The sequence below is a fragment of the Leptospira weilii genome, assembly GCF_006874765.1.
Lineage (GTDB): Bacteria > Spirochaetota > Leptospiria > Leptospirales > Leptospiraceae > Leptospira > Leptospira weilii.
Genome location: NZ_CP040840.1, coordinates 1,797,501 through 1,800,000, shown reverse-complemented (window position 1 = coordinate 1,800,000; position 2,500 = coordinate 1,797,501). Strand labels below are relative to the sequence as shown.

The window sequence follows — 2,500 nt, the reverse complement described above, 5'->3', positions numbered from 1 at the left end:
AGCCGGAGAATTTCCAGATTATATCCGAACCAAGAACTATTCCTTGGATTTCAGAAGTTGTTCCAAATAACGCGCCACAAGGTCGATTTCTAAATTGAGAATTGTGTCGGAACTCCAAAACTTAGCGTTCGTTTTTTTAAGAGTTTCTGGAATCAAAACCAGATCGAATTCATTCGAACGAGAATCCACGACAGTCAACGAAATCCCGTCCACGGTAATGCTCCCCCTCGGAGCGATGTATTTCGAAAGGGAAAAATCGTTTCTGACCGTATAACAAACCACACTTCCCTCTTCTCTTTCTTCCTTGCTGAGAACTTTTCCGGTCCCATCCACATGACCGCTCACGAGATGTCCTCCCAAACGAGTTGTCGGAAGAACGCTTCGTTCCAAATTGACTTCCGCGTCTTTTTTTAGAAATTTGAAGTTCGTAAGTTCCAACGTTTTAAAACTGGCGTAGAATCGAAAACGGTTTCCTCCTTCAAAAAACTCGGTAACCGTCTGACAACAACCGTTAACCGCAATCGAATCGCCCAATTTGAGATCCGGTCGAGTCCACTTCGTCTCCACTAAAAAATCTCTTCCTTCGGTCGTTTCTTGAATTTCAAGAATCCTTCCGGTGGCTTCCACTAAACCCGTAAACATCCGTGCGCCTCCCAGATATCTTCTCCTACGTTCGTTTTCCAAAATAAGGTTTCCTCATTCGTAACAAGCAAAGGTCTTATCCCATCGGAAACGGAACGAGAAGATTGAATTTTCAGAATGAGATCGTTCTCTTGCATTTTAGAGGAAAACGTTCCGTACATCAGATTTCCCCCCTCCACAAGCAACAGATTCACTCCGATCGAAGACAAAAATGCGAAACATTCTTCCGCGAGCGTTTCCGGATCGAAGGTATAAATTTCCCTTTCCGTGAGATATCGAAGTTGTTCTTTGGTTCTTTCCTCAAAAAATGCCCCTCTTTTAAATAGAAAAACACATTTTTTAGAACCGTTTTTTTCGTTGATCTCCCTTTGTTTTTCAATCCATCCCTTTGGTATATTTCTTTCTTCGAATATAATAAAAACACGATATGGCTGATATCGTTCCCGGAACTTCCGGTGGATCTCCAAAATTTCCGGATTAAAACCGTATTTTAATATATTCTTTAGGAAGTTGGAAGCACCAAACTTCTCGTTCTCGTAGGAAATATCCGCAGTTCCCGAACTTTTTCCCGCAACATGATCCAAATCCTCCAACTCTCCCTGAAAGGAAGAACCGTACTCGAACTTCAAAACACCTGCTTTTTCCAAGTCGGATTCCGCTTCGAACCGGCGGCCGATATCCAAACCGTTATTTTCTCCGAAAATTTTTTCCCTCATTCCCTCTAAATCGGTCGGCCAATTTTCGATCCGAAATTCCAAACCGGGGTTATCGCGGAACAAGGTTCCCGGTCCCACAAGAACCGCGTCGCACTTTGCCCGTAAAATCGACGTTAAGTGATTAGAAATATTTCCTGAAAAACGGATCGGAAACTTATCTTTGGATGAAAAAAAACCTTCTTTGGAAAGTGCGGTCTTTAAAATCATGGAAGGTTTTTTTCTTTCGATCCGAGAAACAAACCCGAACAAACTTTCCTCCGCTATTTCCATCAAACCAGGTTCGGCCACAACTAGAATTCCTTCCCGTCGGCAAAGTTCCAATCCTTCGTTCTCCCGAACGAGAGGGTTCGGATCCTTTCTGCCGTAGTAAAGCGTCTTCGGTCTGTGTTCTAAAATCAGATCCAAACAAGGAGGGGTTTTTCCACTGTGAGTACAAGGTTCCAGAGTCACCCAAACGTTATGCGGTGTTTTGGAAAACCCGTTCTTTACAAATTCATAATACGCATTTCTCTCCGCGTGCGGGCCTCCGGTCGGAGAAGTCCTACCTTTGGCAAGGATACGCGTGTTGTCAATATCCGTGATAAGACAAGAAACGGGCGGATTCGGAGAACTTTCGCCCGTAGATAAAAAGGAGAGTTTACGCAATTCCTCCCGAAATTTTTCCGGGAGAGGGGTCATCAGCCTCGAACCTTTCGCACAATATGGTCGTAGATATCCACGAGAGGGGCCGCGATAAAAATGGAAGAATACGTTCCGATGACGATCCCGAAGGTGAGCACATAAGCGAAGTCGAAAAGTTCGGTCGCTCCCCCAATGATGATCGCAACAATGGAGATCAGAGTCGCAAAAGAGGTGTTAAATGTTCTTCCCAAAGTTTGATTGATCGCAGAATTGATGGTCTGGCCGAAAGTTTGATCCAAATTCCCAGACGCATTCTCCCGAATACGATCGAAAACTACGATTGTATCGTTGATCGAATATCCGAGGAGAGTTAAAAGAGCCGCGATGATCGGAACACTCGGTTTGATTTGGAAAAATCCGATAAACGCGACGGTCAGTATCAAATCGTGGGTCAAAGCCACAATCGCTCCCAAGGCGAATTTGAATTGAAATCGAAAACTGATATATGCAAGAATAATCGC

At 44.0% G+C, this 2,500-nt stretch carries 3 protein-coding genes (1 of these 3 running past the window's edge); all 3 read right to left on the bottom strand.

The genetic code is table 11. The annotated features are described in order from the left end of the window. Positions 1–36: 36 nt before the first annotated feature. Tightly spaced (each overlapping or abutting the next), the 3 genes in view from FHG67_RS08480 to secF form a layout consistent with a single transcriptional unit that may run on beyond the window. A complete protein-coding gene (locus FHG67_RS08480; RefSeq protein ID WP_061218741.1) occupies positions 37–642 on the bottom strand; it encodes a riboflavin synthase in 606 nt (201 codons plus the stop codon). Then, positions 627–2,036 carry a bifunctional diaminohydroxyphosphoribosylaminopyrimidine deaminase/5-amino-6-(5-phosphoribosylamino)uracil reductase RibD gene (locus FHG67_RS08475; RefSeq protein ID WP_061218742.1) on the bottom strand — a complete coding sequence of 470 codons (1,410 nt, stop codon included), beginning with the start codon at positions 2,034–2,036 and terminating at the stop codon, positions 627–629. The genes FHG67_RS08480 and FHG67_RS08475 overlap by 16 nt, the downstream gene beginning before the upstream one ends. Continuing rightward, a protein-coding gene (gene secF, locus FHG67_RS08470; RefSeq protein ID WP_004497608.1) for a protein translocase subunit SecF crosses the window boundary here: on the bottom strand, positions 2,036–2,500 show its 3' portion. The gene runs 474 nt beyond the window's last position; the window shows 465 of its 939 coding nt (coding positions 475–939); its start codon lies beyond the right edge, outside the window; the stop codon is at positions 2,036–2,038. Before secF ends, FHG67_RS08475 begins: the two co-directional genes overlap by 1 nt.